The following is a 26999-nucleotide window of genomic DNA, read 5'->3' on the forward strand; positions in this document are numbered from 1 at the left end:
CGCAACTCCCTTTTCTTTTTTCTCGAAAGCATCTGCCATGTCCCTCAAAAGTGTGCCTCCAGGAGACCGAGTTCCTGAGGAATTCAACGTCATCATCGAAATCCCAGCCCACAGCGATCCAATCAAGTATGAGGTCGACAAGGACACGGGCACCCTCTTCGTGGACCGTTTCATGATGACCTCCATGCACTACCCGTGCAATTACGGCTATGTGCCAGAGACCATCTCAGACGACGGCGACCCGGTGGACGTGCTCGTGATCACGCCGTTTCCGGTCGCGGGTGGCGCGGTTGTGGCCTGCCGAGCCATCGGCGTGCTGCAGATGGACGATGAGGCCGGCGGCGATGCCAAGGTCTTGGCCGTGCCCACCGACAAAATCCTCCCCATCTACAAGCACTGGAGAAAACCAGAGGACATCGCGCCCGAGCGACTGCATCAGATCCAGCATTTCTTTGAGCACTACAAAGATTTAGAGAAGGGCAAGTGGGTCAAAATTAAGGGCTGGGAAGGCCCTGAGGCAGCCAAGGCCGAGATCTCCAACGGCGTGGCCCGGTTCAAGAAGGGCGGCTGAGCCCTTGGCTCACGACCTCGCCTCGGAAGGGGCGACGGTCATCGAGTTCCGATAGATAGGCATCCACGCCGCCTTGTTCGCGCGCCAGGAAGCGCGCCACCGCGTCTCGAAACTCTGGTCGTGAGATCCAGTGAGATGACCATGTCTCCACGGGGTCAAAGCCCCTGGCCATCTTGTGCTCCCCTTGGGCGCCGCCCTCGATGCGGTCGATGCCCGATGAGATGGCCCACTCCAACGGCGTGTAGTAGGCGAGCTCAAAATGCAGCATCGGCACCTGCTCCACGGCCCCCCAATAGCGCCCGTAGGCCACGGAGCGGCCCTGGTCGGTCCCGCGAAGCAAGAGGGCACAGGCCACCGGCGTGCTGCCTCGGTGGGCCATGGCCAACACCAGGGTCTCGGGCATGCTGCGCCGAATCTGCTCGAAGAAGCCCTCGGTGAGGTAGGGCGGGTTGCCCCGATCAAAATAGGTCTGGCAGTAGCACCGATAGAAGAAAGCCCAGTCGGCATCGGTGATGGCCTGCCCACAGGTGACGCTGCAGGTGATGCCGGCCTCGGCCACGCGGCGTCGCTCGGCTCGAATTTTCTTGCGCTTGGGCTGGGTGAGCGACTCGAGAAAATCGTTGAAGTCTCGGTAGCCTCGATGCTGCCAATGGAATTGAACGCCCTTGCGCAGCAGCCAGCCCGCTTGAGAGAGCGCCTGGTGGTCTGTTTCATGGCCAAACAGCACATGGGCTGATGACCAGCCCGACTGGCGCACAAGGTCTGTGAGGCCTGCCGCCAGACCAAGGCGTGCCTCGGGGCCTGCTGCCAAAAGCCTGCTGCCCGGCACAGGGCTAAATGGGCTGGCCACAAGCCATTTGGGGAAGTAAGGCAGCCCGGCCTCCTCATAGGCCCGGGCCCAGGCCCAGTCGAAGACATACTCGCCATAGCTATGGCCCTTCGCGAAGAGCGGTACCGCACCCACGATTCGGTCGGATTCATCAAACAGGAGGGCAGGGCGGGCCTGCCAGCCCGTGTCCGGACAGGCGCTCAGACTCGTCTCCATGGCCAGAAGGAAATCGGCTCGCATGAAGGGCGTGGCCAGTGGTGAGGCAGCCAGGAGTTGACCCCATGCATCGGCCGGGACTTGGGCAAAACGCTCGAAAACCTGCATGCGATAATTCAAAAATGTCACTCCAATTGCTGGTCGCCCAGATCAACGCCACTGTTGGCGACGTGACCGGCAATGCCGAAAAAATCAAGGCCGCCGCGCAGCGCGCCCTCAAGCATTCGGCCTCTATTCTCCTGACCCCCGAGCTTTCCTTGGTGGGATACCCCCCGGAAGACTTGGTCTTGAGACCCGCATTCTTGCGCAGAAGCCAAGAAGTCCTCGAGGAGCTGGTTCAGGCGAGCGCCCAATGGCCAGGCCTGGCGGTGGTGGTGGGTCACCCTCGGCTGCACGATGGTCATGTCTTCAATGCCGCCACGGTCTTTCGTGAGGGCCAGGTGCTCGGGGTCTACGGCAAGCTCGAACTGCCCAACTATGCCGTCTTTGACGAGCAACGGTATTTCCAGGCCGATGGAGCTCCTCTGGTCTTTGAGTCAAAGGGCATTCGGTTTGGGGTCAACATCTGTGAGGATGTCTGGTTCCCGCGTGGCCCGGCCATGGCCAAGGCAGAGGGTGCACAGGTCTTGCTGGTCCTCAATGCATCGCCCTTTCATATGAACAAAGAGCTCGAGCGGCTCGATGTCGTGCACCGCCATGTCAACGACCGAGGTCTGGTGGCGGTGATGTGCAACCTGGTGGGTGGTCAAGACGAACTCATCTTCGATGGCGACAGCTTCGCCACGAATTCATCTGGCGAGGTGGTGGCCAGGGCCAATCGGTTCGTGGAGGACGATCTATTGCTCACCATCGGCGACGATGGGCTTATCGCCGGGGCTGACACGGCTCCGGCCATGTCGCCCGACGAGCAGATCTACGAGGCACTCGTCATGGGCACCCGAGACTATGTTCGAAAGAACGGCTTTCAGGGCGGGATCATTGGCCTGTCGGGTGGCATAGATTCTGCGTTGACGCTGGCCATTGCCGTGGATGCACTGGGTGCAGACCAGGTCACAGCGGTGATGATGCCCTCGGCCTACACCGCACCCATGAGCCTTGAGGATGCCAAGGCATGTGCCGCAGCCCTCGGCGTCACGCTCCACGATTTACCCATCACGCCCGCCTTCACAGCCTTGGAATCTACCCTTGCCCCACTCTTTAAAGGCCTGCCAGTCGACACCACCGAGGAGAACCTGCAGTCGCGCATTCGCGGGGTGCTGCTCATGGCCATCTCGAACAAAAAGGGCCGGCTGGTGCTCACCACCGGAAATAAATCAGAAATGGCGGTTGGCTACTGCACCCTCTACGGGGACATGGCTGGTGGTTATGCTGTCATCAAAGACCTCCTCAAGCGCCAGGTCTACAGCCTCTCGCACATGCGCAACGCCAGGGGTCTGGCCCAGGGCACGGGGAAGGTCATCCCGGAGCGCATTCTCACGCGGCCTCCATCTGCAGAACTGCGGTCCGACCAGACCGATCAAGACTCTCTTCCGCCCTATGATCAGCTCGATGAGGTCTTGCAGCGGTTCGTGGAGGATGGGCAGTCCGTGGCAGACTTGCTGGAGGCTGGCTTTTCTCGCGAGCTGCTCTCGCAGGTGATTCGGCTGGTTCGATCCAACGAGTACAAGCGTCGTCAGGCCGCCCCCGGCCCGCGCATCAGCAAGCGGGCCTTTGGCCGCGACTGGCGATTCCCCATCACCAATCGATTCACCGAGAAGGAGTTTTTCCAATGAAACTCATCACCGCGATTGTCAAACCATTTAAGCTCGATGAAGTCCGGGAGGCCCTTGGCGAGCTCGGGGTCTCCGGCCTGACCGTGACTGATGTCAAGGGCTTCGGTCGTCAGAAGGGGCACACCGAGGTCTATCGGGGTGCCGAGTATGTGGTGGATTTTCTGCCGAAGGTTCGCATCGAGGCCGTGGTGAGAGACGACATGGCCGATCGTGTGGTGGAGGCCATCGTGGAGGCCGCCCGAACGGGCCGCATTGGCGATGGCAAGATCTTCGTGCAGGCCATGGAGCAGGTGGTGCGCATTCGCACCGGTGAGACTGGCGACGAAGCGGTCTAGCCGAGGCTGCCTAAGCGGCCGATCGCAGCAGCACCAGCACTGCGCCTGAGCCGCCCTCGTGGCCGGGTGCCTGGCAAAAAGCGAGCACCTCGTCCTTCTGCATGAGCCAGGCGCGCACCTTGTTCTTCAAGACGGGCTCTCGGCCAATCGATCCAAGGCCTTTGCCGTGGATGATGCGAAGGCAGCGCCGATCTTTTCGGTGACAGTCACGAATGAAATCGGAGAAGGCCATGCGGGCCTCGTCACTGCGCAGCCCGTGGAGGTCTAGCTCGGCCTGAATCGTCCAGTGGCCACGACGCAGTCGCCGCAGGGTATCGGATGAAATGCCGTTTCGTGCAAACGAGAGGGTCTCGTCGCTGTCGAGGAGCGTCTCGGGCGTGAGATCGGAGAGGCGGCTTTCATCCAGGGCCCTGGCCTCATCGGCCATGCGTTGGCGTGGGATGGGGAGCGGACGAGGCCGCTGGTGCACAGCTGGATGACGAGGGTCTTCCACAGGGGTGGCATTGGCCACCGCCGCGCGAAAGAGCGCAATCTCCTCGTCAGTGGCCTTGGTCACCGAGTGCTTCAAGGTAGCGTTGGGCATCGAGTGCCGCCATGCAGCCGGTTCCGGCGCTCGTGATGGCCTGCCGATAGATGTGGTCTTGCACATCGCCAGCTGCAAATACGCCCGGCACATTCGTGGCGGTGGCGTTTCCCTCGAGACCGGCCAAGGTTTTGATGTAGCCATTGTTCATGTGGAGCTGGCCTTCAAAGATCTCGGTGTTGGGCCGATGGCCGATGGCCACGAACAGGCCATGGACTGAGATGTCCTCTTTGCTGCCGTCTTGGCGTTGAACGCGAACCGCCGTGACGCCGGATTCGTTGCCGAGGACTTCATCCACTGTGCTGTTGAGGACGAGTCGCACATGCCCCTCCTGAACCTTGGCCATGAGGCGATCAATCAGGATGGGTTCGGCTCGAAACTTCTCTCGGCGGTGAATGACCGTGACGGTCTTGGCGATGTTCGAGAGGTAGAGGGCCTCTTCCACCGCCGAGTTCCCACCGCCCACCACGCAGACATCCTGACCTTTGTAGAAGAAGCCATCGCAGGTGGCGCAGGCCGAGACCCCGCGGCCCATGAAGGCCTCCTCGGAGGGCAGGCCCAGGTACATGGCCGAGGCCCCCGTGGCGATGATCAAGGCATCGCAGGTGTACTCGTCCGCATCGCCAACCAGCCGAATGGGCTTTTCACTCAGGGCTGCGGTGTGAATGTGATCAAAGAGAATCTGGGTCTGAAAACGCTCCGCATGGGCCAGGAACCGGCTCATGAGTTCGGGCCCCTGAACGCCATCGGCATCAGCGGGCCAGTTCTCGACATCGGTGGTGGTCATCAGCTGGCCGCCCTGCGCCATGCCAGTGATAAGCACAGGCTGGAGATTCGCGCGGGCTGCGTAAATGGCAGCGGTGTATCCGGCTGGGCCAGAGCCCAGAATGAGAAGTCGATGGTGTTGGGACATGGTGGAGGTTAAGCGCCGAGGAAGGAATAAGGGACAATTATAAGAACGGAGGTCTTTCACACGCGCCCATGCCCCCTTCTTTGAACAAAACCCGCAGCCGCACGGCTGTCTCCAAGTCCGCTCCAACGCGCTCGGCCACCCCGCGCCGCTCCGCAGACAGGGCCGCCGCCTGGGTGCCCCCGTGGATGGCCGATCTCGCCTGGATCGTCTGGGCCGCGGTGGCAGCCGTGTTGGCACTCTCCCTGTTGAGCTTCTCGCCCAATGACCAAGGTTGGTTCCAAGTCTCCGCAGGCATGGCACCCCAGAATTGGCTGGGCCGATTTGGCGCAGCCCTGGCCGATGGCCTGGTGTTCATGCTGGGCTTGTCCTCGGCCTGGCTCGTGCTCTTGGCACTGGTGCTCGCCTGGGATGCATGGTGTCTTGCAGCGGGCATGCGCCGTCAACAGGCACTGTCGGATCCTGCCCAACGCCTTGCGGCCCAATCGTCGTTGCCTCTGGCGGTGCCCTCCCGGCTCTGGGGCTTTCTTCTGCTCATGGTCTCGAGTGCGGCCTTGGAGGCCCAGCGCCTCGGGCTCGGCGACAGCTTCTTCGCGAACATCCCCGGCGGGGCCGTGGGCAGCTTTCTGGGCAGTACCCTGGAGTGGTTGATGGGCCAGACAGGCCTCACGCTGGTGGCACTGGTGTCATTTTTCGTGGGCCTGAGTCTCTTTCTGCGCTTCTCATGGATTGGACTCTTCGAGTCCTTGGGCCAGAACACTGAGCGCAGTGTGGAGGTTGTGCGGGCCTGGTTTCAGGCGCGTCAGGACCGCCGGCTGGGCGCCTCCATTGCAGAGAAGCGGGCCGAGCGCATCGAGATCAAGCGAAGGGTTCGTCCGGAGGCCGAGATCGACCTCATGCCAGTGGCGCAGGTGGAGCCCGCTCGCCCTACACCAGAGGCAGTCTTTCAGAGCAAGCAAGACGACCTTTTTGCAGCCGATCCCATCGCAGGCTCCCACCCGATGCCGGAATTGTCCTTGCTTGAGGCCGTCACTGGCCGCGCAGAGCCGGTTCCCGCGGACACCCTGCAGTTCACCTCTCGGCTCATCGAGAACCGGCTGAACGATTTCGGAATCAGCGTGCGCGTGGTCAGTGCCCAGCCGGGTCCTGTGATCACGCGCTACGAGATTGAGCCTGCCTCTGGCGTGAAGGGTTCTCAGATTGTGAACCTCGCCAGAGACCTGGCACGAGCCCTCTCCCTCACCAGTGTGCGGGTGGTCGAGACCATTCCTGGCAAGAACTTGATGGGCCTTGAGCTTCCAAACCCGCGTCGCCAGACGGTGCGCCTGTCTGAGATCATCGGTTCGAAGGCCTTCCAAGACAGTGGTGCATCGCTGCCGTTGGCGCTTGGCAAGGACATCTCGGGAGGTCCCGCCGTGGTGGACCTCGCGAAGATGCCCCATCTGCTGGTGGCGGGTACCACCGGCTCGGGCAAGTCGGTTGGTGTCAACGCGATGCTGCTCTCGTTGCTCTATCACGCGCCGGCCGACCGCATTCGGCTCATCCTGATCGACCCGAAGATGCTCGAGCTCTCGATCTACGAGGGCATTCCGCACCTGCTCACGCCCGTGGTCACTGACATGAAATTGGCCGCCAATGCTCTGCATTGGTGTGTCGGGGAAATGGAGCGCCGCTACCGTCTGATGAGCAAGCTCAATACGCGGGGGCTGGCCAGCTTCAACCAGCGCGTTGAAGATGCCTTGCGCAAGGGCAAGCCCATTCTCGATCCGCTGGCCACCGAGGAGATGGTGGCGGCTGGAGAGGCCAAGCCGCTGCAGCCGTTGCCCCAAATCGTGGTCGTCATTGATGAACTTGCCGACCTCATGATGGTGGTGGGCAAGAAGATTGAAGAACTCATTGCTCGGCTGGCCCAGAAGGCCAGGGCTGCAGGCATTCATCTGATTTTGGCCACCCAGCGCCCTTCGGTCGATGTCATCACGGGGCTGATCAAGGCGAACATCCCTTCCCGAATCTCCTTCCAGGTCTCCAGCAAGATCGATTCGCGCACGATTCTCGACCAGATGGGCGCCGAGGCCCTGCTCGGCCAGGGCGACATGCTGTTCTTGGCAGCTGGCGCTGGCATTCCCACCCGCATTCACGGCGCCTTCGTGGCCGATGAAGAGGTCTTGGCCGTGGTGCAACGGCTCCGTGAGGCTGGTGGCGCGCAGTACGACGATCAAATTCTGGCGGGGGCAGACCCAGAGGCCGGGGGCGTCTTCACCGCGGGGCTGGATGCAGGCAGTGGCAGCCAAGACCCTGAGTCCGATGCCCTCTATGACGAGGCCGTGGCTGTGGTGTTGCAGCACCGCCGAGCATCCATCTCGCTCGTGCAGCGCCACCTGCGAATTGGATACAACCGCGCTGCACGGCTGCTAGAGGCCATGGAGAAGGCAGGCCTCGTCTCACCCATGCAGTCCAATGGCAACCGTGACATCCTCGTGCCTGCAGGTCGTGAATAAGCCCACGCGTAGAGAGGCACTTGGCCTGGCCTTGGCTTGGCTCGGTGCCGCGGCCTTCGGGCCTTGGCCGGGCGCGGTTCAGGCCCAGCCCGTTGTGGAGGTCATTGCGGGTCCAGAGGAGCGACTCATCACGGCGCTTCGAGACATCCAAAGCCTGCAGGCCAACTTTCTTCATGAGCAGGCCTCACCGTCGGGACGCGTGATGCGCTTCTCCGGCGTGCTTGCGCTCGCACGTCCGGGCCGGTTCCGTTGGGAGGTTCAGAAGCCTTACCCACAGCTGCAACTCATCCGTGGCGATGAGTTCCTGCTCTACGACCCGGACCTTGCCCAGGTGACAGTGCGGCGCATCGATGCAGCCCAGATGGCCAGCCCTGCCGGCTTGCTGCTGTTGGCGGGCCCAGATGCGGAGCGCCTGGTGCGCGAGCGGTTTGAGCTCGCAGGGCTGCCAGACCGAGATGGCCTCTCTTGGGTGTCGGTCAAGCCGCGTGAGGCCTCAGAGACGCTCTCGGCCCTGGAGGTGGGCCTGAGCCGTGAGGGTCAGATTGCACAGTTTTTGTTGGTGGATGCCATGGGCCGGCGCAGCAAGGTCACGCTCTCGGCGCAGCGGCGCAATGCCGCCTTGCCCGCGGGCACCTTTGAATTCAAGGCACCCGCAGGCGTCGAGTGGTTGCGCCCGCCGCAGTGACGGCCAAGGCCTTGTGTGCACCGGTGGATCGAGGACTTGAACGTAAAATCGCTGAAAAATAAGCGGCCCTGCGCCAGAAAAACGAAAATAACCAATGATCGACATTCAACTGCTTCGTAAAGACAGTGCGGCTGTGGCCAAAGGCCTTGCGGCTCGGGGCTACGACCTGGACACCCAGGCCTTTGATGCCTTGGAGGCCCGCCGCAAGGGTGTGCAGCTCCAGACCGAGGCCCTGCAGGCGAGCCGAAATGCGCTCTCCAAACAGATCGGTCAGGCCAAGGCCAAAGGGGAAGATGCCAGTGCACTCATGGCCCAGGTGGCCGCATTGCCGGAGCAGTTGTCTGCCGCGGAGGCTGAACTTGCTGCCATTCAGGCCGACCTCGATGCCTGGCTTGCCAGCATCCCGAATCTGCCTCACGACACCGTTCCCGTGGGTAAGTCCGCCGACGACAATGTCGAGGTGCGTCGCTGGGGTCAGCCCGCCGAATTCGATTTTTCTCCTGCAGACCATGTAGACCTCGGTGCTCGCATTGGTCTAAATTTCGACGCGGGTGTGAAGCTCTCGGGGTCTCGGTTTACGTTCATGCAGGGTGCAGTGGCGAGGCTTCATCGCGCGTTGGCGCAATACATGCTGGATGTGCAGACCACGCGCAACGGCTACACCGAGTGCTACACGCCCTACATTGTGAATAGCGCCACCCTCTATGGCACGGGGCAGTTGCCCAAGTTCGCAGACGATTTGTTTGCGGTGAGGAAGGGCGGCCAAGAGGGTGACTCAGATGGGCTCTATCTCATCCCGACCTCCGAGGTGTCGCTCACGAACTTGGTGCGTGATGAACTGCTGGAAGAGTCTGCCCTTCCGATGCGTCTCACCGCACATACGCCCTGCTTTAGAAGTGAGGCGGGCTCGTATGGCCGAGACACGCGCGGCATGATTCGCCAGCATCAGTTCGACAAGGTGGAGATGGTGCAGTTGGTGGCTGCAGAAACCAGCTACAACGCGCTCGAGGAGATGGTCGGCCATGCGGAGTCGATTCTTCAGGGCCTCGAGTTGCCTTATCGGGTCATGCTCTTGTGCACTGGTGACATGGGCTTTGGGGCTGCAAAAACCTACGACCTGGAGGTGTGGCTGCCAGCGCAGAAGGCCTATCGAGAAATTTCGAGCGTGAGCAATTGCGAGGCCTTTCAGGCCCGACGCATGCAGGCTCGAGTGAAGCGGGTGGGTGAGGGTGGCAAGACCAGAAATGAGTTTATCCACACCCTGAATGGCTCAGGGCTGGCGGTGGGCCGCACACTCGTGGCGGTCTTGGAGAACTACCAGCAGGCCGATGGCAGCATCCGCGTGCCCAAGGCGCTGCTGCCCTATATGGGCGGTTTGGAGAGGCTATAATCGCGGCTTCGCGGAGAGGTGGCAGAGTGGTCGAATGTACCTGACTCGAAATCAGGCGTACGGGTAACCGTACCGTGGGTTCGAATCCCACCCTCTCCGCCAGCTAGTAATTAATTTAAAGGGTTTAAAGGCAGCTTGATGCTCCTACCCACCAATCAACCCACCAAGTAGTCTTCCTGACGTCAGGGTGTGGGGCTGGGGTGTTATCTCTAACCTGAGTCCACCCCCATCAAAATTCCAACTAGGCCGACCCCACCCCGGGGGCACCCCCCTAATCCGGTTGATGGTACCTAGCGCACCCCCATACAGTCGATTGTGCTCAAACGACGTGACTCTTTTTGAGTGCACGCAGAGATCGCAAGTTGAATGAAAAAGACCGACAGGTTTGCTCTGACCCAATGGATAGGGTTCCGTGTGTGTGGTTGTCAGAGAACCGTCGGCCTTGGTTTTAATGCAGCATCAAGCGTGCCAACAACGCCTAGGAACCCCCTTCCTTCCTCATACATGCACGGGCGGCAGCCTGAGCGGGGTCAAATGGCAGACTCATCAGATCCAGAGGCCGGTTTCTAATCAGATGCTCCGTCTGAACGTCTAGCCTCGTGATTCTTTGCGACCACAGGCTCTCAGACCCCGAGTAGCACTCCTCTGCAATAAGAACTTGTGGGGGCAACTTCCAGCCCAGCCTGATGGCCACGCCGACCAGTGAGCGAACCGGTTCGTTGCCGAGGGCTTGTACCCACTGTGGAACCTTGCGCCGAAAGTGGCTCTCGTAACGCTGTACGGACTGTTTGAAGAACCACTGTGGGGATGGCCTAGGATTCAAGGCACACCTCCTGTTCTGACTCTTCGGACTGCTTGAGGGGCGTGATGGGCTTTAAGAAGGCATCCGGGATGTGTCCCTGCGATCTGTACGCCCGAACTCCCCCCTCGTACTCATAGACCAGTCGACCGCCTGCCACTGCCTCGACCTCCCAGAGAGGGATAGGCTCTTTGAAGCCGTACCACCTCTTAACGCCAAAAAACCCAACGATCCGGACGATATTCCCAAGATTCTCGGGGATCTCTGCCTTCACGGTTACAGCCAAGTCGCCCAAGCGACAGTTCAATGCACTCATCTCAATCTCCATGTTTAGCCGGTGCTGCAACATGCACGGGCTGGCAATTTGGAATAAATCCCCCGTACTCGGGAGGGCACAAGGCCCTCCCTTAGTTCACTACATAGTCAGTCTCCGTTGGGTACCACTGTGGCTTCTTCAGACGAGCCATCCGCCGGTCAATCTTCTCAATCATCCTTGCCAAGTGTCTGCGGCGAACCCCATGGGCGCTGTACTCCGTCCTGTATGGGTGGTGGTAGTCCGCATACACCAGTTCTTGACGAATCTCTTTGAGCATCTCCTGCTGCTCAAAGAGCCAGACGGTTGGTTTGACTGCCTTTCTCCAGTGACCAATGTCTCCATCAAACAGATCCGTACTCTGAGGAAACCTTAGCGTCCAGCGAACCCAAGACCCCTCCACTTCCACCTCCACTCCATCTTCGATCCCAGCACAGCCCGCAACGCCACATTGGCAGGTAAAGACAAAGTGTCGTCCTGAGGAGAGTGAGGCATTCAACAGGGCCGTGAAGTTGATTGCATTTCCTTTGCCCACCTGCATGCCATCCACCCAGATCTGAACCCTTGCAAACGGCTCTCTAGCCGAACCTGCAAGGTCAACTTTCAGGTCAAACTCATTCGGGGATTGCTGCCCCATTTCGTAACCCTCCATCGATGTTTATAGGGAGGGCCAGAAATGAAAAAGCCCTCTACGGATGAGAGGGCTGACGCTTCCCGCTTGGTTACCGTTGCCGGTCACATTGCCTTTACAGGCGAACCACCTTGCCCGGGAAGGGCAGGTTGGCGAGGGCGTCAGCCCAGACTCTTTATGTACCTATAAGTCTGTGGTGTTGAAATCGCGGCGTCAAGAAGTTTTGTGAAAGAGAGTTGCTCTGCACCAACGAGGTGCAAACCCTTGGTCATACCAATTCTCTGGGTCGACAGTTCACTCGTTCTTTTACCCTACTGATATTTGTGAGATCAGGGACGATGCCCTGATCTCTACAATTTTTAGTTGTAGGAGGCGTCGATTAACGCTATTGCGCCGGCTTGGGGATTGACTACTGCGTCTCTGTAGCTTCGAGCCTTCTCTTGACTTATGTTCTCTCGAATTTTCTCAATCTCGTCGTCAACCGTCTCATCAAAGACCATTTTGCAGAAGACAACCATTAGCTCGAAGGACAGCACTAAGAGAAAGAAGACAGCCCATGCCGCCTGGGCAATTGAGCTGCTCGTTGTGTAGTCATGTAAGGCCTTAACTCTTGTTAGTAGTCCGGCATCTATCGAGGACGGTGGGGCTGCATCAAACGCTGCTAGAGCACGGTCTTTAGTTGCACGCAGCAGATTTAGCTGAGCGCTCGCAGCAACGTACTCGGCCTGGAGGAAATCAGCGTGCCGAGCCAGTTCACGATACACGGGGCCAGTGCTCCTGATGCGACTTCCGCATGTTCCATTGGCCTCACAGTTCGCCTTCTCCTGAGCCCGCTGCCAATCTGAACGTCTTTGCTCCGTTAGCTCCGCCTGGGCGACGACCTTTTTCTGATGCTCCGACTCTATTTCCAATCGCTTTGAGACGATTAGCTGCTTTTCAATCTCCCTTTCAAAGATCACTAGGTCAACGGCTGATGCGCCGAGCAGGGCAATAACACAACCAATCACGAACCTAACCACCGACACTATGAATGACCTTGGCGTAGCCAATACCAGTCGCTCAACTAGGTAAACAATTGACGCACATCCAAAGGCGACCATTGCGGAAGTTGACGCTGAAAGAGCAAACACACCGGTTGCAATCAGATAACCTGTCACTGCCCAAACAAGGACGGGAATATGGATTGCGATTGCAAACGCTTCTGTACGCCTTATGGTCGAGATGTGAAAACGGGTTGCTCGCTCCTGTGATTCCCCGATGACTTTGCAAAGGTAAGGGGAGACTCTTTGTTTGTTGTTCATCTTTATCTCCCTCACAGACCGAGAAGTTCGGCATTAACCGCTTCACGAAGACCCCTGTCGAAGCCAATTCTGTACTCGTTTAGAGCGGACAGAATCCAGCCGCGACGCTCCCCTGATAATTCCATTTGCTCACGCAGGATGGCGATATCTCTATCCAGCTTCTGCTGTGCCAGGTGCAGCTGCGTACTCACAATGTCTGAGACCCCCTCCGACTGTGCTGCGACGTTGAGGAGAGTGTCTAGTTTGCCTCGCTTTTCGTTGATAACCAGTGAGATTGCGTTCTGAAACTGAGACATAACTGCGGCCAAACCCAGCGCTTGTGCCTCGTGTGTTCTCTGCGTTGCTCCTGCGTACCGGCCATAGTTAACAAAATTTCGAGTAAAGAATTCAGTTATCGGCTCCGCAGTCATTGGTCCGGTCTGTGCAGGTTTTGACCGGATGTTTATGTACATACTGTCGGAGGTGGGGAGCATGCCTGACATACCTGTCGGGTTATCAAGGGGCGTCTCCAGGGGTAGCCTCACGACCGTCGAATCAACGGCGGGCTCGACAGGGACAGGGGTGTTGAGCGCCGTTTGCTCTTCTTGATCTTTCTTGTCCCACTGCCAAAACTTTAGGTTGCTTAATTGCATTTTTAATTTCTCCGGTGGTTGTGGACTCTGAGCTGGGTTTCGCCTTTATCGGCATCATCAGTGCTAGTACTGAACTAGCAGACCCGTTTTTATCTACTGAGGACGCATATCCTCGGTTGGCGGTACTCCCAACCGCTGGTGCTTCATCACCAGCCAAGCCCTTGTTTAAGTCCCTAAGGTTTAGGGGACACCTGATTCAACGCTCAGGCACTGCGTTCTCTAGTGGCGGCTGACCGACTTACTTGCTCGAAAGCTATGGCCAACCGTAATGACAGCATTCGTATCCAACGCCTCAACTAGGAAGATGTTCTTTTTCTTTTCAAGCCGTTTGACCTCATCGATACCAAACTCATGTCCGATCTTTTCGATCGAGCGCTTTGTTACAAACCAGATTCGTGCTCCGTGCTTGTCATATCTGTATTCCCCAAACTCAAGCACGAGGTCGCAGAGGTTCAGGGGTATGGCTCGCTGCTGACATCTCTTCAAAGCGTGTTTGGTGAACATCTTTACCCTCCTGTCTCTTTTTTTTTACTGTTACCTACGAAGACAACTCAGGAGGTGGAATGTGAGGGCCCCTCACAACCTCCCATGCTCTCTAAGACAGACCGATAGTGGCGATGTGAGGGTGTAGGGTGAAAAACTTCAGAGCGAGCACTCGGTCTGTGGGGGAGAGTTGGGCCTGTCGACTATGACGATTGATTACGAGACCTGACGCTATAGTCTGGGAAGGGAAAGGGTGGTCTAATTTGTTGGTGCGGATCGGAAGGCCCCGGGATTACATGCGATCTTAAGTCGTTGAATTTACTTAGAAATTATTATCTCGAACCGAAGCGGTAGATAAATTTTTAGCCGCACCCTCACTTTTGCACTGGTTACCTGTCATATAGGTTGGAGCACATGAGTAAAGAAGAGTTTGGAAAGCTTTATCTAGAGCAACGAAAGCGTTTGGTTAGGCTTGTCTATCGATGGGGCGCAACTCCCGAAGAGGCCAATGAATTGGTCCAGGACTCTTTTGAGGCGCTATGGCAGAAGATTCTTAATGGTGATCATTTGGATAGCCCGCTCGCCTTCCTACTCACCGTGTGCCGTAACAAGACGCTTAACCTGTTAACGAGTTCGTATAGAAGTAAGCGGGTGATTGGGAAGGATCCAAGTGATGACGACGAGGATTTCACCCGGGGCGGCTACGAAGGTGAGTTGGGGGACGCAGGGCTGCGTGATGACTGTGTTAGACGGCGGCTACATGAATTTGAAGCTGACTATCCCGATGCAGCGTACGTGGTTCGAATGCAGTTACAGGGTTTGCCAATAATTAAGATTGCTGAGGCGATTTCTCGGACCTTAGAGGCTACTAAGCAGTACATCTATCAATGTAAGAAGAAGATTAGGCCCTATCTAGAAGAGTGTAAGGATTGAAAGTTATGGAAAAGAATCTTTTTACCGAACAACAAGAGCGCCAGATCCTGAAGGCCTTCGACGAAATGGATAAAGATCTGGGAATAGACAGGCTCGACGACGATGCCTCTCTCAATCGCATTTTTAAAAAGCACCAAGGCACAGCCCCCGCTTCGAGTGCTCAACAGAGTGTTAACTGGGTAGACCGTTTGGGTTTGGGATGGGTAACGCAAATCGGCAAATCACTGGCATCACCTGTATACGTTTATGCATCCTTCGCGCTTATTTTTGGTCTTGTCTCCGTTACAACGTTTCAAGCATCACAGTTAGATTCAAACATGGGAGCTACAGACCCTTTGCGAGGATCCGAGGCTGTTTTTCGTCTGGACCAAGTGGGGACGATGGATGGAGGTCTCCGAGCGCTCATAGCTAGCCCCCAGATTCCCCGTTTTGAGGTCGCATCTAAAGATCCGATTACGCTACGGAGCGACATTATAGAGAGCGCCATTGGAGGTGGCTTAACAGTACTTGCGATCAGCGAAGGGGGAACCCCCGTGATAGTTGTGATTGGTCTCGAAGCAAAATCCCCCTCGCATGTTGCTTTCCGGGCCTTGGCGGGGATTCCACTCGAGGTCTCTGGAAATGTGAAGGTGAAAGTTGTCGATCGCTAGGGGGTTTTTAGTTGGACTACTTTTCGCCGTTTATTTTCCATTGGCGGGCAACTCCGTAGCCTTTGGACAGGATTCGAATTCAATCAGCAACGAGGAAGTTGCTAGGCGCTATGAGGCCGTCAGCACGCTTATTCGGTCAACGAGAGAACTCCCTTCAGCGGATTTTTATCAGGCTGCATTAGACGTCTCCCGGAAGACCGAAGAGTTTCTCGCGATGGCCGCCACATCGAAGCTACCCGATGATTTGAAACGGTACGTCTTAAGAAAAACTTTTGTTTCCGTTGTTGATCATGGACTGCCACTAGATTTCACCCGACAAAGCAAAGCCTTCGCAGTTTTACTGAAACCCAGGGTAAGCAGGACTGACGACGATGGATTTGACATTTTTGAGGATGTGCTTGCTCTTCTCTCGGTAAGCTTTAACGCCGGTAGACCTGTGCCGCTACCGCGGATTGAGTTTCTGAAACAGATACAACAAAAGTTAGCTGCTTGCGGCTCCTTTACTGGCTGCAATGAAGGGATGCATCTTTTTCATGTCGGAGTTTCGAAGGATGAGCTGGACTCGGGTAACTTTGAGGCTTCAAGGTTGGCCTTGCGAAAAGCAATGGGGCAACTATCGAAATCTCGTCGAGATTTCGGTTTGGGTGGCGACGTCTTGGATAGTTATCTTAAGGTCATGGATAAGCTCTTGGAGTTTAATATCGCGAGGCAAAAGCTTGAGCTTAAGGTGGCGTACTCAACTGCAAAGGAAATCCAGAAGGATCTGGAAAGAACTTTTTACCGGTATTCGAGCAGCGAGAAGAATACAAATTTTTTTCATATCGCATGGGCAGTGGAGCTTAAAATTTTGGAGTTTCTCGTCGATTATGGTCGCGAGAAAGAGGTGTTAGAAAAGGCATCGGAGCGGCTAGATCAATTCAGTTTGATCTCATCGGATGTCGGTTCATCGAGATCTCCGGAGGATGAGAGCGTAAGGAGACAGTTGCGTGGTTTCGCAACGGGCTCGGGAAGTGGTGCTTCAAAGCTAGACCACACGTCGCTATACAAACTTGTCGTTAAGCTTGATTTTGATGAGGCCGCCCGCAGGCAAGCCTTATCCGAGATTGATCGCTTGTCTGCTGAATATCAACATCATGTCGCTATCGGCGCCGAAGCTAAGCTTTTAGCGGTGACTTCGCATTTTACTGACCTGAGAGAGCTCGCTTCTACACGCCCTCGTCATCTCCTCGATGCCGAAAAGCAGATCGATGAATTCTTCATGAAATCGGCACCTCTCGTTGGTTTCATAAATTTCATGCATTCAGAAAGCCTTTCCTCACGCTTTTCGTTCTCCAAGTTCATGCTTAATATAGACGCTATAACTGGATTAGAGAGTCCGGCGAAGAGTTTTTTTCTCAAGTTATTTGCAAATGGACTAAACGAGGTTCGGCAACAGTTTGATGCTTCGTCATTGGAGGTATTCGGCTCTTTTCTCTCAGCTCACAAGGAGGACCTTCAGGACGGGGCTGATTTCTTTTTTCGGATCGGCGATAATGCGAGCGGTGAGGGACTCGTTCGGATATTAAAGGAGTCCGAATTAGGCGAGTTCGTTTCAGCGAAGTCAAGCCCCCGACTTCGCGTTCAGTCACTAGTAGCGCTCACTGAGTATGAGAGAGGTGTTCTTCGCGCTCTCGAGTCATACAGAAGTGAGTACCGTGCACTTCAGCGAATTTATCGAAGCCTTTCCACCACAGCAGACGCCTCTCAGAGGCAGCAGGTGTCTGATGGGATAGCCGAGGTGGAGCGTAAGTTCAGACTCCGGTTCGTAAGTCTCCTCAAAGACAGCAGTCCCCCTCGAAAGATTGAATTACCCTCCAAGGCGCCGAGATTACGGAACGATGTTCCCGTTCTCATAGCTTCCGTTCAGAGCGATAGGATCGTTGCAACGCTCCTGGAAGGGGATAGATCTAAGCAAGTTGTAATCAACTTGAGTAAAAAACGCCTTCGGGAGGTGGCCTTTCATTTGCTGATTTCCACATCTCAGAGGGCGCCAGAATGGCAGGCCGCTCAGCTTGAGTTTGACCGCCTCGTGATTGCTCCCATTCGTCAGTCGATAGGCTTTTTCAGAGGAAAGGATGTCTACCTGATTGGGGATGACATTCTGTCCACAGTGCCACATTCCTTCTTCGAACTCGGGTCTGGATACCGTTTGATCGGAAACGCCACTGTCTCCGGGCCTCCAGCCAGACCGGCCCGCTCAGTTGGGGGAATTGATGCTTTCGCGAATACAAAAGGGGTGCGTGGCTTTGCGCCTCTCCCGGCTGCAGGAGAAGAGGCGAGGTTCGTCGCGGGCTTTCCTTTCAGAGGGATTCCTAAGAGCGTAAAGCGGTCAGTCCACATCGATTCTGATTTTTCTAGGGCATCCTTCGCTCACAGCCTAAGTCAGGAGCGCTTGATCATTCATGTTGCTACCCATTTTCAGTTGAAGGGTTCCAAAGACCGCGACTCAGGACTGCTCCTGGGTGACGGCACGCTGTTCAAGGTTGACGAGCTGTTAGCATCTGAGCAACGCGCCGGGAGTATTCATCTTCTCACTCTTTCGGCTTGTCAAACGGCGATATCTGACAAGACGCTTGACACGCACTATGACGTGTTTGAAAGCGTGGCTGGCGTCTTATCTCGACTTGGGGTAAGTAACGTGATTGGCACCCTTTGGGAGGTCGGAGATCAGTCAACGTCTGATTTTATGAAGATTTTTTACACTCTTTTACTAGATCGATCTTTATCAGTTTCATCGGCACTCGAGCAGACGAAACAAATCTTCAAGGGCGCTAATGAGGAACAACTAAACGGCCTTCAGAAGGCTTACCCAAATGTTTTCAACTCCGCTATGAGATCGAGACTGGGCCAGTATCAGCACCCCTTTTATTGGAGTGGGTTCACTCTGTTCACCAGACAGTAAGTGCTTCTCTGCCGCCCAAGAGACTTCTTTGTAGTTCTATGAACCATGCGGTCTCGTGGCAGATTAGATGGACTGTCTCACACACTAATCCGCCCTAGTTGCCCCCTGTTTCAACCCCCCTTGGGGGGTCTGCCTTTCAGAGCCACTTTCCCGTTAAACAGCCCGATGGAGTTGCCTAGCGCCACCAGTTGGTAAAACTCGGCAGACTTGCGGCTTCTCTCGGCCCGCTTGGCTCTTGTCTCTTCGCCATGAATTGTCTTGGCCTCGGCGCAACGTTGCCGGCCTTGCTCGGTCTTGGGGCCGGTGGACGAGCCACCATGGGATCGGCAGACGTTCTTGCCCTTTATTGCTGGCGCTTTACATTGCTGCTGAGTCCGACGGCTCTCTGCTTGGCATTGTTTACATATGATCCGGCCACCAGCGGTTGACATTGTTAAGTTTGTTGACATGTTTTACATCCTATTGGAGGCCCGTTCGATCAGTCTGAGTAGATATATCCACAGGACCCCTTGAACCGACTTTTGATGGTTTTGTGGGTACCCCCCCTCTATTTTTTTCATTTTTTTCATCAAATTCATGTGGGAAGGAGGGTGGGGGGGTACCGTCAAAACCCACAAAAGGTCTACTGAGCAGGTCAGCTGAGATGTTCGGATTAATCAAGTATTGGATTGTTGGACGTCCTCCGGTCTGCGGCACGACCTCCCTCAGCCAGCCTAACTCCGATAGTTGTTCCAATGCCGGCGTGACATTCGCCCTACTCAAGCCATACCAACCTTTCGAGTAAACGGTTCTGGCGGTGAAGCCAGACTGAAGATCCCCTTTGAGTAGTCGTTTAGCGAGGGTACGTGCAGGTTCGTTATCAAGGCCATAGACCGATGCATAGACTCTGTGAGCATGCGACTTAAGGACTGCCGCTACCCGCAGAGCGTTATCGAGACAGCTGGAGCAAATGTCCCCGCTGTGTCCTTCCAGTAGATGAAACACCAAAGCGAGCCCTGGTACTAGGCTTCGGTACTTTGCAAAGTGGCTGTGCTCAGCTTGGCTGAGATCGCCCTCTCTCAACATGATCTCGTTCTTTCGAAACCAGTTGTCAAAGAGAGTCTGTGCCTGGTCGTCAAAGTGAAGAAGACTTGCCCCGGTACTGTTCTTGTGGGATTGCGCAAGTCCTGCGGTGGCCGTGGATCGGAGCTGAATAATGGCTGACTCCATCTTGTTTATTGCAGCTCTATCCGGCTGCCGGTCCACGATGTTTACTTCCTCTGGTAGGTCCGGCCAGACGAGGAGTTGAAACCGTTGCATCAGTCCGTCATTCTGCGAACTCCCCGAGGATGCGGCTCTGACATAGAGCTTGATTCGGTCAGGCTGAAAGCCACCAAATAGGGCAAGCATGTAGTTCTTCAACACCACAGTTCCGCGAGTTATACGGTCGAATGTGTAGTTGCCCCGCCCGCCCCATCCCTGCAGGAAGAATCCTCTGGCAGCTTCTTGCCCCGGTGTATCGAGACTCTGCAGAAGACCCGACATCTCGTCGGCCAATGCTAAAACCCCCGAGGGGTTCTCAGCCAGTATTTCACCCAACGCTTGATAGGTCACATCATTCACGATGTAGCGGACTTTCGGGGGTTTGCTCGGCTCCTTCGGCCAGACAGTTGTTTTGCCGTTTTTAAAGTCTTTGACTTGCTTGTCGTAGACCTTCATGTCCTTGTTGTACACGTCAATTGCTTGAGCGTAGGCGGCACCCGCCTGTTCCTCAAGATGGTGAAGGCAGCGGAATGACTCGTTCTGAGCAGGAGTCTTCATTGAGCCCGGGCTGCCAACGATTCCGCCCCAGAAGCCTGCGTAAACCTCCCAGCTATCATCAAATCGCTTTGGTAAGACGCCTATTCGATTTCCGAGTGCGATGCCGGCAGCAGTCAGCACAGGAATAGCCACGAACTCGATCGGGCAGTTCAGGCGTTCAGAGATGTCGACGATTGCGTCAGAGATGGTGCTGGGGAGGGTAGTCGGATCAAGCTCTTCGACGGGCAGCAGTCCATCGGGTAAGGGCATTGGTTGGGGCCAGCCGTCAAAGGAGCTATCGACCGACCCAATATCTACGAGGTGGATCGGAGCCCCTTCACTCTTGGGGGCTGTTTGCTGGCTTTGAGATTGCGGAGTGGGTCCAGAGTAACCAGCTTCACGTGCGTAGTAAATCAGCGTGCCGAAGCCAATACTTCCCTTATCACCTACCTGGCGATTCGGATCGTATGAATCCCAGACACCGTTAAAGTCAACCTCATCAAAGAGGTCGCCCGACTCACTCCATTTCCTTGCAATGTCGTAGGCATAGTCACCCCATCCCGTCGCTGCGATGCTCCAAATGAGTCGCATCCACTTGTGACGATTCCCCGTGCTTGCATCAGCTGGGTCTGGATCTAGAAAAGCCAGCATGGCCGTAACCATGGCGACGTTCTCCGGTGTGTGAGGAAGGCCAGTCGAAACTGGCCTGGTACTGGCAGTTCTCGCTGGTGGTGGGAACAACTTGATTGCCTTCGAGAGCCTGACAGTAAAGTCATCAACCGATATGAGCTCTCGGTCACGAATATCGAGTCTCGTTGCTACGGGGTTATCGGGATCCCTGAAGTTCCTGGTAAACGGCATCCGAAGAACCCGAGATGCATCTGCTGTGATCGGGTCTGCACCGACTTTTAGCGTGTCGAGCAAAGCTTGAAGTTTCTCGGCAATCGTTAACCACTCATCCCGAGGGATGGCAGCAGAAAGCGGCCAGTAGATATGGATTCCATATCCGGTGTAGTGCCAGATTGTCGGGCGGGGTAGGCCCGTCTTCTTGAGAAACTCATTGATGGCGTCTTCAATCTCTTCATCGCTCTTGTAGGGAGAGTTCTCGTGCCGATCGACATCGGCCCAGAACGAGCAGAGGTAATCAGCAAAGTCAGCATCCCGGGTGTTGAGACGACTGGAGTAGGTCGCCATACTGAAGTAAATGTTGTGAGAGTCCTGATAGTCCTCGGTAAAAAACAACATCTGCTCGTGATCCTCACACCACTCTTGCTGCCACGGCTCGCCTTTGACTGCTCTTGCGACGTAGCCAGGACCCTGGCGAACTTTTTGTAGGAAGGTTTCTTGCATTTCTTGATCGCTCATCGCTGTTCCTTCCACCGAAAGAAACAATTGGGGCTGTTGTCGATGAGGACTACCTCGTAGCCGGCAATTGAGAGACCTAGGATCGCGCATCCGTTGGAGATGTATTTGTGATCTCCTCGTGTGGGCGACCAACGCTCTATGACGTGCTTTAGCCCGTAGCTGTTGATGTCTGGGCTGATCCGGTTCTCTTTGCTGAACTGAATCGCGTAGTCAATCTGTAACAGTCCAGTGTCGGACCAAAGGTATTTGCGGTCTTTGCGTTGATCTTGTTTCGTGCAGTGCTTGGAACCGGCCAATGCATACCAGTCAAGGCCGTTTGCTGTGAGAGTCGGGAACTTCGCAGCCTCGGCTATAGCCATTGCTTTCGAGATGGGGGAAGGGGTTAGCATTTGGAGCCTCCCTCCGATCGATGCTTCTGCTCAAGGATCCATTGGTCGACGTCTGATTCGAGCCACCCCACGGCACGTCCACCTGGAACTATCTGGAAGGGTGCTGGGAAGAGGCCCTTGGCAATCATGTCGAACAGTTTTGCCTCGGATACATCAAGTTTTATCCGAACTTGGGCATTACGGACTATGCGGAGGGAGTCGGATTTCCCGTTTTGTTGGAGTTGAGTGACCATCGGTGATCTCCAGAGAGTTACGATGGTCGAAGCCTAGTTTTGTCCTTACAAAAAGAAACTGGGTGTCAACTCATACTTGACCAACCCCAGGGGTTTGGCTTCTTTTTTTCCCTCACATACTCTCTCACTAAGCCCTGAGCGTCCGAGACTCCCAGAGGATGAAGCATTTGCTCGACAAAGCGTTCAAAGGGTGATCGGAATCCCCCGGCTGCCCCCCGTTTTGGTTCACGCCCTGTTTGACGGACGTACTCTTCTCCCAGTTTTGCTATGTAGTAGCGAGGCCACATCCGCTTCGGCCGATTGCTTGGTTCAATCGGGAACACTCGTTTTACTCGGCGTCGCTGTCTTTTCTGCTCCTTCCAACTCTCTCCGATTAGAACGCGCTGTACTAGCTGCCCTTTTCGGTTGTGCACCATTCCGTCGCTGGCTTTAAGGGTCTCGACTTCATTGATGAGTCGTTGGAGACGAAACGCAGTTGCAATGAGGTTTGCCTTTGGGAAATTTGTCCGCACGATATCTAGCAACGCCTTTCTGGTGATGGCTTGCTGTGAGTACATGGGGATCAAACCACCTTGGTTTTTTGGTGGGGGATTACCACACCACGCGCACTTGATTCGATGAAATCGCACCACCTCTGCATCAACAGCACTCGCTTGGGCAACTGATCCTGACGTCTGTAAGAGGCCTCGGTCTGGTTGGTGATGACATGCGCTAAGGCTAACTCCAGTGTTTCGTTCGCAAACGAGGTCGTTTCTGCAGCCCAGTCTCGGAAAGTGCTTCTGAAGCCGTGGGGCGTGTACTGCTTGTAGGGCTCCATCTTCTTGATGATCGCCAGGAACACCCCAGTGCTGATGTGTGTGCTGGTGCTTTTACTGTGGCTTGAGAAGATGTAGTCGTTAATCTGCCCCTTCTTCATGACTTTCAGGATCTCGACAGCTCGCGTCGATAACGGCACCCGGTGCTCTTTCCCCGCCTTCATGCGCTCGCCCGGGATTGTCCAGACCTTTGTGGTGAGGTCGATCTCGTCCCACTTGGCCCGAACTACCTCTCCTGTGCGGGTGGCGGTGAGCACCATAAACTCAAATGCCATTGGGCCGACGCCCCTGTGGGTACGAAGTGCCTTGATGAACTCGTGGATCTGCTTAAAGGGTAGGGCGGCGTGGTGCTTCACGCGCTTTACCTTCTGGGACTTGGGTAGCAACTCCCCCAAGCCTCCTTTTAGTCTGGCTGGATTCTCCCCGGAGCAGTAACCCCGTGCCTTGGCCCAGTCCCAAACCACTTCAATCCTCTGTCTCACACGGGTCGCTGTCTCGGTCTTCTCCAGCCAGATGGGCTTGAGAGCCTCATAGATGGCTTCAGTGGTGAGTAGGTGGATGGGCACCTTACCGAGGGTGGGGTAGGCGTACTCAGCGAGCGTATTTGTCCATTGGCTGCAGTGCTTTGCGTTCTTCCACTCGGGAGACTTCGCCTTGATGCAGTCGGTTGCCGCTTGCTCGAATGTGACTTGCTTGGCCCGGGCGTTGGTGTTTGCCAGTCGGGTCGCATCCCGTTCATCCAGGGGATCGAGGCCGGCCAGAATCTGTGATCGGTATCCCAGGGCGATTGTTCGTGCATCGGCGAGTTTTCTAACCGCAACTGGGCCCATGCCCATTTCTCTTCGCCGTCTTGTGGTCGGGCTGGTATAGCGAAAGATCCAACTGCGACCTGTCCCACTGGTGCCGTTTGAGACTTGCAAGTACAGCCCTGGAGCCGTTGAGTCGGCGTAGTAACCAGGCCTTGATTCGGTCTCCACCCTACGGGTAGTAAGCGGCTTGGCAGCAATTCTTCCCACCTTTGTACCCCCCAATTGATACTGGATCTTACAAAAGTTCTCTGGGGTTTACTAGAGAAAAATGGGCTTCAACCTCAATACTGAAGCCACTCCTGTGGGGTATAGAAAACCTTACTGGAGCCGCATCGGTCGGACACCCTCTCCGCCAGTTGTCAAGCGCCAATGAGGCCTAAGGGCAGATCATCGGGGCATTCCCCACATTTTTCCCCACGCTTTTCATTTGGGGCTTTGGTTTTGGCGCTGAGACTGGCTTGATCTATACCCACCCCCATCAAAATCCCAGCCAGGCCGACCCCACCCGGGGGGTACCCCCCAATTCGTTTGATGGTACCTAGCGCACCCCATACAGTCGATTGTGCTCAAACGATCCCCACCTTAATGGGATAGATCTTGTGGTGCCGAACAGTGAGGGCCTTGCTCAGGTCAACAGGTTTGGCCTAAACCACGGTTTTATGCGGGTTTCGAGCGGAGGGGATTCGAACTGCTGCCGTGTGCGTCATACCGCTGCGTTGAGGCAGAGTTTTAATATCGCCACCAGATCGAGTGGTCTGATTTAATGGGGGCATACATGATGAATCTCACCGAATTACCTAAGGAACTCCCAGTGCCTTGTGATGATGGAGCTGCTGATCATCTTTTGGGTATGAAATTACCGCAGGTAACGCTACACGCAACTACGGGCTTGCAGGTAAACGTTGGGCAAATTCCCGGTGTGCTCGTGCTGTATTGCTATCCGATGACCGGCCAGCCAAATGTTCCACTACCAGATGGTTGGGATCAGATTCCAGGGGCAAGGGGTTGCACTCCGCAGAGCTGCTCTTTTCGGGATCACTACCAGGAGATTCGTACTCTGGGTGCTGAAGTGATGGGATTGAGTGTACAGAGCACCGAGTATCAGAGAGAAATGGCCCAGCGGTTGCATCTGCCGTTCCCGGTTTTAAGTGACGACAATTATGAATTTCAGAAGGCACTTAAGCTGCCCGCCTTTCAAGCGGCAGGTATGACTCTTTTAAAGCGGGTTACTCTAATTGCACGGGCTGGGCATATTCTTGCTGTCCATTACCCCGTATTTCCAAGTGACAGCGACCCACAGTGGGTGATTGAACGACTTGTGGATCTGTCCTTAAAATCCTGATCACTTAGACTTCGTCTCATGACCCTTCAGACATCGTCCTCACCTACCGGAATCAGATCAATTGTCAGCTACCTCGGGGGTGCTGGAGTAGCGCTCTTGGCGCTGGTACTCGCGTTAGAACCCGATGTCGGTTTTACGGCGCCCTTCGTGTGGATGGCACTTTTCTGGGCTTTGCAAATCGGTGTTGGATTAGCCGCGTTGCAGTGTGCACTTTTTCTGATTACTCGTGTTGATAGATTTCAGCAACTTCCTTTGTGGGTAGTTGTAATTGCAAGTGGCATCGCTGGTTCCATTTTTCTTTCACCGATTTACTGGCTGATCGGCGAGGGCCTAATGGAACAGGTTCTTGGTTTTCCTGTCAGAGTCGATGCTGATGGAGCTGTCGAGGTCAGTGTTACTTTCGGTATACCCGCAATATTGGACGAGTTTGTTGACATAGTCGGCCCGGTTACTGCCGCATGGGCATTGATATCTTGGCCACGCCTGCAGCGTTTGGTCCCGCCATTACTGAATACTTCGCTAGCAAGGAGCGCTGAATCTGACCCGCTTATTACATCGTTACCTGAACAAGATGGTGCTCCGTTAAAGCCAGCGTGGCGTCTCGCATTGCCAAGTGAGTTGGGCGGTGAGCTGATAGCAGTTAGTTCCGAGCTTCAATATCTTCGAGTGTGGACAACCCGCGGCAGCGCTCTAGTGCTGGGATCTCTACAACAGGTTGAAGAGGCCGAAGGCCCCAATGGAATTCGGACCCACCGGTCCTGGTGGGTAAACGCCCAACATGTTCTCCGCACACGAGTTCAGGGTGATGGCACGGTCTGCGAATTGAGCAATGGCCTGCAAGTGCCTGTAAGCCGTCGCCGCAAGGCCGATGTCATGGAACGTTTCGGTAGCAGTGCGAGTTATAACTCTGCAGCGGTAGCGATAGCCTCACCATTACCTGGTAGTGATCAGAACATTCGCCGCAAGCCCAGTTGAACCGATACAGGGTTGTAGTCCGGCTTAGAAAGCCGCCCGGTGACACCCTCTTCAGCCGGTAGTTCGATGCTACCAAGCCGGAGCATTCGAACATCTGCAGTCAGTCTCCAGTCCTTGCTCATGGGTATCTCGGCGCCCGCAATCAGTTGCAATCCAATCTTTCCTTGTTTAGACCATGCCCGATCGGTACCGCTCGAGTTGAGGTCGAAATCGATTTCTTGAACCCAGCCAATGCCCGCACCAACATAAGGTGTCCACCCCCCCGACGCATTTGGGAAGCGGCGTAAACCATTTACGAATAAGATATTCGATGCAAAGTCTCCGTCATTCACGGTAGTGGTTGATCCGCTTAATGACTTCAGGTCGTGTCGGCGATAGTTCCATTCGACCTCTGCAGCCCAGCCATTACCGTACCGAAATCCAATGTCTCCGCCAAAGCCAAATCCCATGTCAAATTTGGCTGTCAGTCCAGGTCCAAGCCCGCCGGTGCCGCTCTCATCGAAGCTTGTCGAACTGAGTCGGCTGGCCTGTGCATAAATGGTTGCGTAGTATCCGCGCGGTTCAGTTGCTGCCAGCGTTGGCAGGGTAGTGGCTGCAATGCAGCCTAGCAAGGCGGTACGGCAAATCGGCGTTAGATATTTCACAAGGAACACTCCCAAGTTGATGAACGAACAGTTCGTCGGGCCGGAACTCAGAGTGAATTCTGGGCCGACTTAGGGAATTTAGATTGACCACCGGCCTTGGAAATCTTGCTGTTGAATCAGCGGCCCTTTTTTTGAACGAACGGCGCCGAACTGCTTCGTCAGATTTGGCGCCTGCA

At 55.6% G+C, this 26999-nt stretch carries 24 protein-coding genes, 1 tRNA gene and 1 riboswitch; of the genes, 12 read left to right on the top strand and 13 right to left on the bottom strand.

Annotation, left to right across the window (positions count from 1 at the left end):
- Positions 1 to 37 precede the first annotated feature (37 nt).
- Complete coding sequence (gene ppa / locus AC8GDA_RS03875) at positions 38 to 571, top strand: inorganic diphosphatase (RefSeq protein WP_506556993.1); 534 nt, start codon at positions 38 to 40, stop codon at positions 569 to 571.
- Here the strand turns inward: ppa and AC8GDA_RS03880 are convergent.
- Complete coding sequence (locus AC8GDA_RS03880; RefSeq protein ID WP_506556994.1) at positions 555 to 1724, bottom strand: GNAT family N-acetyltransferase; 1170 nt, start codon at positions 1722 to 1724, stop codon at positions 555 to 557. The genes ppa and AC8GDA_RS03880 overlap by 17 nt on opposite strands.
- A gap of 14 nt (positions 1725 to 1738) precedes the next feature.
- On the opposite strand from AC8GDA_RS03880, the gene AC8GDA_RS03885 reads away from it, so the two are divergent.
- Both AC8GDA_RS03885 and AC8GDA_RS03890 read left to right on the top strand, forming a co-directional pair.
- Positions 1739 to 3388 (top strand): NAD+ synthase, encoded by a 1650-nt coding sequence (locus AC8GDA_RS03885; protein WP_506556995.1) that lies wholly within the window; start codon positions 1739 to 1741, stop codon positions 3386 to 3388.
- Complete coding sequence (locus tag AC8GDA_RS03890; RefSeq protein ID WP_506556996.1) at positions 3385 to 3723, top strand: P-II family nitrogen regulator; 339 nt, start codon at positions 3385 to 3387, stop codon at positions 3721 to 3723. The genes AC8GDA_RS03885 and AC8GDA_RS03890 overlap by 4 nt, the downstream gene beginning before the upstream one ends.
- 10 nt (positions 3724 to 3733) lie before the next feature.
- Here AC8GDA_RS03890 and AC8GDA_RS03895 read toward each other — a convergent pair whose 3' ends face one another.
- Both AC8GDA_RS03895 and trxB read right to left on the bottom strand, forming a co-directional pair.
- On the bottom strand, positions 3734 to 4279 hold the full coding sequence (locus AC8GDA_RS03895) for a Smr/MutS family protein (protein WP_506556997.1): 546 nt from the start codon (positions 4277 to 4279) through the stop codon (positions 3734 to 3736).
- Positions 4263 to 5219, bottom strand: a complete 957-nt coding sequence (gene trxB / locus AC8GDA_RS03900; protein WP_506556998.1) for a thioredoxin-disulfide reductase — start codon at positions 5217 to 5219, stop codon at positions 4263 to 4265. Before trxB ends, AC8GDA_RS03895 begins: the two co-directional genes overlap by 17 nt.
- 185 nt (positions 5220 to 5404) lie before the next feature.
- On the opposite strand from trxB, the gene AC8GDA_RS03905 reads away from it, so the two are divergent.
- From AC8GDA_RS03905 to AC8GDA_RS03920, 4 genes are all read left to right on the top strand, one after another.
- Positions 5405 to 7714 (top strand): DNA translocase FtsK, encoded by a 2310-nt coding sequence (locus AC8GDA_RS03905; RefSeq protein WP_506557189.1) that lies wholly within the window; start codon positions 5405 to 5407, stop codon positions 7712 to 7714.
- Complete coding sequence (gene lolA, locus AC8GDA_RS03910; protein WP_506556999.1) at positions 7683 to 8399, top strand: outer membrane lipoprotein periplasmic chaperone LolA; 717 nt, start codon at positions 7683 to 7685, stop codon at positions 8397 to 8399. The genes AC8GDA_RS03905 and lolA overlap by 32 nt, the downstream gene beginning before the upstream one ends.
- A gap of 94 nt (positions 8400 to 8493) precedes the next feature.
- Positions 8494 to 9789 (top strand): serine--tRNA ligase, encoded by a 1296-nt coding sequence (serS, locus tag AC8GDA_RS03915; RefSeq protein ID WP_506557000.1) that lies wholly within the window; start codon positions 8494 to 8496, stop codon positions 9787 to 9789.
- Positions 9790 to 9801: 12 nt separating this feature from the next.
- Positions 9802 to 9891: transfer RNA gene (locus tag AC8GDA_RS03920), tRNA-Ser, on the top strand.
- Positions 9892 to 10601: 710 nt separating this feature from the next.
- Here AC8GDA_RS03920 and AC8GDA_RS03925 read toward each other — a convergent pair.
- From AC8GDA_RS03925 to AC8GDA_RS03945, 5 genes are all read right to left on the bottom strand, one after another.
- Complete coding sequence (locus AC8GDA_RS03925; protein WP_506557001.1) at positions 10602 to 10916, bottom strand: hypothetical protein; 315 nt, start codon at positions 10914 to 10916, stop codon at positions 10602 to 10604.
- Between the two features lie 79 nt (positions 10917 to 10995).
- Positions 10996 to 11553 (bottom strand): hypothetical protein, encoded by a 558-nt coding sequence (locus AC8GDA_RS03930; RefSeq protein ID WP_506557002.1) that lies wholly within the window; start codon positions 11551 to 11553, stop codon positions 10996 to 10998.
- 56 nt (positions 11554 to 11609) lie between these two features.
- A riboswitch (SAM-I-IV-variant riboswitch) is annotated at positions 11610 to 11718 on the bottom strand.
- A gap of 173 nt (positions 11719 to 11891) precedes the next feature.
- Positions 11892 to 12833, bottom strand: a complete 942-nt coding sequence (locus AC8GDA_RS03935) for a DUF4407 domain-containing protein (RefSeq protein WP_506557003.1) — start codon at positions 12831 to 12833, stop codon at positions 11892 to 11894.
- 11 nt (positions 12834 to 12844) lie between these two features.
- Positions 12845 to 13465 carry a hypothetical protein gene (locus AC8GDA_RS03940; RefSeq protein ID WP_506557004.1) on the bottom strand — a complete coding sequence of 207 codons (621 nt, stop codon included), beginning with the start codon at positions 13463 to 13465 and terminating at the stop codon, positions 12845 to 12847.
- Between the two features lie 219 nt (positions 13466 to 13684).
- A complete protein-coding gene (locus tag AC8GDA_RS03945) occupies positions 13685 to 13969 on the bottom strand; it encodes a hypothetical protein (RefSeq protein WP_506557005.1) in 285 nt (94 codons plus the stop codon).
- A gap of 393 nt (positions 13970 to 14362) precedes the next feature.
- Here AC8GDA_RS03945 and AC8GDA_RS03950 point away from each other — a divergent pair, with 393 nt between their 5' ends.
- From AC8GDA_RS03950 to AC8GDA_RS03960, 3 genes are read left to right on the top strand one after another with little or no spacing between them, the layout of a single operon-like run.
- Positions 14363 to 14881: an RNA polymerase sigma factor gene (locus AC8GDA_RS03950; protein WP_506557006.1), complete on the top strand. Its 519-nt coding sequence runs from the start codon at positions 14363 to 14365 to the stop codon at positions 14879 to 14881.
- 5 nt (positions 14882 to 14886) lie between these two features.
- Positions 14887 to 15531 (top strand): hypothetical protein, encoded by a 645-nt coding sequence (locus AC8GDA_RS03955; protein ID WP_506557007.1) that lies wholly within the window; start codon positions 14887 to 14889, stop codon positions 15529 to 15531.
- A gap of 40 nt (positions 15532 to 15571) precedes the next feature.
- Positions 15572 to 18472 (top strand): CHAT domain-containing protein, encoded by a 2901-nt coding sequence (locus AC8GDA_RS03960; RefSeq protein WP_506557008.1) that lies wholly within the window; start codon positions 15572 to 15574, stop codon positions 18470 to 18472.
- Between the two features lie 110 nt (positions 18473 to 18582).
- On the opposite strand, the gene AC8GDA_RS03965 is transcribed toward AC8GDA_RS03960, so the two are convergent.
- From AC8GDA_RS03965 to AC8GDA_RS03980, 4 genes are all read right to left on the bottom strand, one after another.
- On the bottom strand, positions 18583 to 18921 hold the full coding sequence (locus tag AC8GDA_RS03965) for an HGGxSTG domain-containing protein (protein WP_506557009.1): 339 nt from the start codon (positions 18919 to 18921) through the stop codon (positions 18583 to 18585).
- 10 nt (positions 18922 to 18931) lie between these two features.
- Positions 18932 to 21616: a DUF3987 domain-containing protein gene (locus AC8GDA_RS03970; RefSeq protein ID WP_506557010.1), complete on the bottom strand. Its 2685-nt coding sequence runs from the start codon at positions 21614 to 21616 to the stop codon at positions 18932 to 18934.
- A 382-nt stretch (positions 21617 to 21998) separates the two neighbouring features.
- Complete coding sequence (locus AC8GDA_RS03975; RefSeq protein WP_506557011.1) at positions 21999 to 22238, bottom strand: helix-turn-helix transcriptional regulator; 240 nt, start codon at positions 22236 to 22238, stop codon at positions 21999 to 22001.
- A 562-nt stretch (positions 22239 to 22800) separates the two neighbouring features.
- Positions 22801 to 24069 carry a tyrosine-type recombinase/integrase gene (locus AC8GDA_RS03980; RefSeq protein WP_506557012.1) on the bottom strand — a complete coding sequence of 423 codons (1269 nt, stop codon included), beginning with the start codon at positions 24067 to 24069 and terminating at the stop codon, positions 22801 to 22803.
- 568 nt (positions 24070 to 24637) lie between these two features.
- Between AC8GDA_RS03980 and AC8GDA_RS03985 the strand changes: the two genes are divergently transcribed.
- Together AC8GDA_RS03985 and AC8GDA_RS03990 are read left to right on the top strand one after the other, a co-directional pair.
- On the top strand, positions 24638 to 25204 hold the full coding sequence (locus AC8GDA_RS03985; protein WP_506557013.1) for a peroxiredoxin: 567 nt from the start codon (positions 24638 to 24640) through the stop codon (positions 25202 to 25204).
- Between the two features lie 18 nt (positions 25205 to 25222).
- Complete coding sequence (locus AC8GDA_RS03990) at positions 25223 to 26179, top strand: LytTR family DNA-binding domain-containing protein (protein WP_506557014.1); 957 nt, start codon at positions 25223 to 25225, stop codon at positions 26177 to 26179.
- Here AC8GDA_RS03990 and AC8GDA_RS03995 read toward each other — a convergent pair.
- Positions 26152 to 26823: an outer membrane protein gene (locus tag AC8GDA_RS03995; protein ID WP_506557015.1), complete on the bottom strand. Its 672-nt coding sequence runs from the start codon at positions 26821 to 26823 to the stop codon at positions 26152 to 26154. The two genes, AC8GDA_RS03990 and AC8GDA_RS03995, sit on opposite strands and share 28 nt — an antisense overlap.
- Positions 26824 to 26999: the final 176 nt, after the last annotated feature.

The organism is Hahnella aquatica (SeqCode) (assembly GCF_965194505.1).
GTDB classification, from domain to species: Bacteria; Pseudomonadota; Gammaproteobacteria; order Burkholderiales; family Burkholderiaceae_A; genus Hahnella; species Hahnella aquatica.